Raw genomic sequence first — 3,282 nt, forward strand, 5'->3', positions numbered from 1 at the left:
AAAAGGATGATGTTTTATGATAGATAGAATTTTAATAAAATATGCTTCACCTACTTTGGCTGGAGTAAAAACCGGTAGCTTATTTAAAATTTATAAAAATAATCAATTAGATTTAAACAAGGAAATTAGAAATTATAATCTTCTTTTAAACCCTTTGGATGTATATTTAGATATTATATATACTTGTGATAAATATAGCCTCATCTATCTTTATCGATTAAAAATGCTCCTTCATGATTTAAAAAATAAAAATGTTATAAACTTTTTAAAAGCTTATGGATATGAAGGTATTCTTCTAAAAGATTATATTTCTCATCTAAAAAGTAGATTCGAATATTTTAATAAAACACCTCATGAAGTTGGTATTTTTCTAGGTTATCCTTTAAATGATGTGCAAAGTTTTATTAAACATAAAGGAAATAATTTTAAGGTTTGTGGTTGTTGGAAAGTTTATCATGATGTTGAATTTTGTAATAATAAATTTAGAACTTTTAAAAAATATACTCAAGTTTTTTCTTATCTTTATGATAATAATTATCCATTGGAAACTTTAGTATATAATAGATAATTAAATTTCAATTATAGTTTGTTGACAAAAATCAATTTAAATTATATAATAGTTTGCATAGAAACTAATTAGTTTGCACGCAAACAAAAGTTTAATTAAACAAATAAGGGGATTTTATAATGAAATATAATTCATTTGAAATAGCTATGCTAATTAAAGAAATATATGCAAGTACAATTGAAATTGTAAATGATAATTTAAAGGAAAGTGGTCTTACTCATCAGCAAACCATGGTTATTAAATTAATAGCTCACAAGGAGAAAATAACCATATCTGAATTGTGTAAGGAGATGTCTTTAGCAAAAGGTACAATATCAGGGATAGTTAGTAGACTAGAGGCTGCTGATTATGTAAAAAAAGTGAAATGCGATAATGACAAAAGAAATACCTATGTGGAATTTTCAACTAAAGGATATGAATATGCTAAAAACTTTAGAAATGAAATAAACAAAAGTTTTGATAAAATATTTGAAAATTTTACTGATGATGAAGTAAAAGAAACAAAGGAAAATTTAATTAAATTAAGAGATAAATTGAAAAGGAGATAATAAAAATGAGTAATATTTTAATCTTTGCAATAGTAACTATAACATTAGCTTTAATATTTTATACAATAGGTGTATTTTCAGAAAGAAGAGCTAAGAGTCTTAATAAAAATCATGTTATTATATTTTGGTTAGGTTTACTATGTGATACAACTGGTACTTTGACTATGAGTAAAATAGCTAAATCAGGTGCAGCTACAATGAGTGCAATGGGTCAAAGTTTACACGGAATTACAGGCTTTTTAGCAATTGTGCTTATGTTATTCCACGCTGTTTGGGCAACATGGGTATTATATAAAAATGACGAAAAGAAAAAAGAGACATTCCATAAATTTAGTATAGTAGTCTGGGTTATATGGCTAATTCCTTACTTTATAGGAATGATGCTAGGAATGGGAATATAAAATTTGACTTTGCATGAAAAATAGCAAGTATATCATATGGTATACTTGCTATTTTTCATTTATATTATTGTAAATTATGATATAAGTTTTAATCATCTAGTAAAATATTTAAAAACTTCTCTTTATTATTTAAAAATGATTTTGTAATTTGAAAATGATCTGTTTCTTCCACATTTACCTCTTTGATTTTATCATCTTTAATTTCATATATTTTAGAATCTGGATAAGCCATAAGTATAGGCGAATGTGTACTTATGATAAATTGACCGTTTTCTTTCACCAATTCATTTATCCTAGTAAGCATTGACATTTGTCTAGATGGAGATAAAGCTGCTTCTGGTTCATCAAGGATATATATACCATTTTTTGAAAATCTATTCATCATTACAGAGAAAAAAGATTCTCCGTGGGATTGATTATGAAGAGATATTCCTCCATAAGAATCGATTACTCTAGCCCCCGGCCCAATTATACTATCTAGCTCCTCTATATTTGTAGCCAAATTATACATGGACTCAGCTCTTAAGAAAAATCCATCCTTGGGGCTTTTTATTCCTTTTATTAAAGTAATATACTCATAAAGCCTAGAATGACTACTTCGTGTGGAAAAATTAAAATTCTTAGTCCCACCTTCTGGATTAAATCCATATGATACCGCTATGGCTTCCAACAAAGTTGATTTTCCACTACCATTTTCCCCCACAATAAAAGTAACTTTTGGATGCATTTTTAGTTTATCTAAGTCATTTATTATTGGTAAAGAAAAAGGATACTCATTTATATTTTCTATTTTTTCTTTATTAATTTTAACTTCTCTTATATAAGTATTATAATTTATTTCTTCCACTTCTCATCTGCCTCACAATATATTAAAATCCTATTAGCTCACTACTACTAACATATCCATTTCTTAATGCATCTTCTCTAAGATAAGCATATAATTCTGCATTTGTACTTTGTACATAAGGATTAACATAGAAAATACCAAGTATACCTATAGTAAGACCTGATAATATCTCCCATCCTAAGAAAGATAAATCTAATACAAATGTATTCCATTTATTACCCATCATCATTTTTTTGCTTATCTCAAAAACTCTTTCTCTACTTATTTCTGGATTTTCACTTAATATATATGGTATCATTCGATATTCATAAGCTTTTATTATTCCTGGTATTACAAATAACAATGACCATAAAAATTGGAATAAACCTTTCATAAACATTGTAAATATTGTATTTTTAAGTTGACCACTTTTATAAATAAAAATTAAACTATCCAATGTTTTTTCTTCTTCTCTTATTCCCATGAAGAAATTATTTTTACCTATTTCTATTGGATATATAATTAGTAATTTAATAATAAATCCTACAATCATAATAACTATTGATATTCCTAAAAATAAAAAGAAGAATCCACTAGTAAAAAATCCTATTGCAGCGTCTTCAAAGTCTAATATTTCTTGTTCAAAATCTCCATCGTAATAATACTCATCATCAGAATCGTAGTATTCATCATCGCTATAAGTATCATATATATTATTCATATTAGAATCATAAGAATCACTTATTCTATTTGTAACACTACTACCTAACCCTCCAGTTAATAATAAACATATAAAGCAAACTATCACTGACTTCCAATAAAATCTTTTAAACGTAATTTTTCCTCTTTCTTTTAATTCACTTCTAATCCACATAAATTTCCCTCCTTTTCCCCATAAATATATTATATGCTAAATTCTTATTGTATATTATTACAATT

The 3,282-nt window shown here is 26.1% G+C and carries 5 protein-coding genes; 3 read left to right on the top strand and 2 right to left on the bottom strand.

Translation table 11 applies throughout. The annotated features are described in order from the left end of the window. The first annotated feature begins 16 nt into the window (after nucleotides 1-16). From NSA58_RS17730 to NSA58_RS17740, 3 genes are all read left to right on the top strand, one after another. Nucleotides 17-568, top strand: coding sequence for a DUF3793 family protein (locus tag NSA58_RS17730; RefSeq protein ID WP_052232906.1), 552 nt, complete (start codon nucleotides 17-19; stop codon nucleotides 566-568). A 119-nt stretch (nucleotides 569-687) separates the two neighbouring features. After that, nucleotides 688-1,116, top strand: coding sequence for a MarR family winged helix-turn-helix transcriptional regulator (locus NSA58_RS17735; protein ID WP_039678992.1), 429 nt, complete (start codon nucleotides 688-690; stop codon nucleotides 1,114-1,116). A 5-nt stretch (nucleotides 1,117-1,121) separates the two neighbouring features. Next, entirely contained in the window at nucleotides 1,122-1,517 is a 396-nt protein-coding gene (locus NSA58_RS17740; protein WP_039678993.1) for an HsmA family protein, read from the top strand. Between the two features lie 88 nt (nucleotides 1,518-1,605). Here NSA58_RS17740 and NSA58_RS17745 read toward each other — a convergent pair whose 3' ends face one another. After that, entirely contained in the window at nucleotides 1,606-2,364 is a 759-nt protein-coding gene (locus tag NSA58_RS17745; protein WP_257560761.1) for an AAA family ATPase, read from the bottom strand. Nucleotides 2,365-2,386: 22 nt separating this feature from the next. Continuing rightward, complete coding sequence (locus tag NSA58_RS17750; RefSeq protein ID WP_074079728.1) at nucleotides 2,387-3,217, bottom strand: DUF975 family protein; 831 nt, start codon at nucleotides 3,215-3,217, stop codon at nucleotides 2,387-2,389. Nucleotides 3,218-3,282 lie beyond the last annotated feature (65 nt).

It is taken from the genome of Terrisporobacter muris (assembly GCF_024621905.1).
GTDB lineage: Bacteria > Bacillota > Clostridia > Peptostreptococcales > Peptostreptococcaceae > Terrisporobacter > Terrisporobacter muris.

What these genes read in the sequence shown, in the direction of transcription:
- NSA58_RS17750 (WP_074079728.1), bottom strand. Translation starts at nt 3,217, where the DNA reads ATGTGGATTAGAAGTGAATTAAAAGAAAGAGGAAAAATTACGTTTAAA.
- NSA58_RS17730 (WP_052232906.1), top strand. Translation starts at nt 17, where the DNA reads ATGATAGATAGAATTTTAATAAAATATGCTTCACCTACTTTGGCTGGA.
- NSA58_RS17740 (WP_039678993.1), top strand. Translation starts at nt 1,122, where the DNA reads ATGAGTAATATTTTAATCTTTGCAATAGTAACTATAACATTAGCTTTA.
- NSA58_RS17735 (WP_039678992.1), top strand. Translation starts at nt 688, where the DNA reads ATGAAATATAATTCATTTGAAATAGCTATGCTAATTAAAGAAATATAT.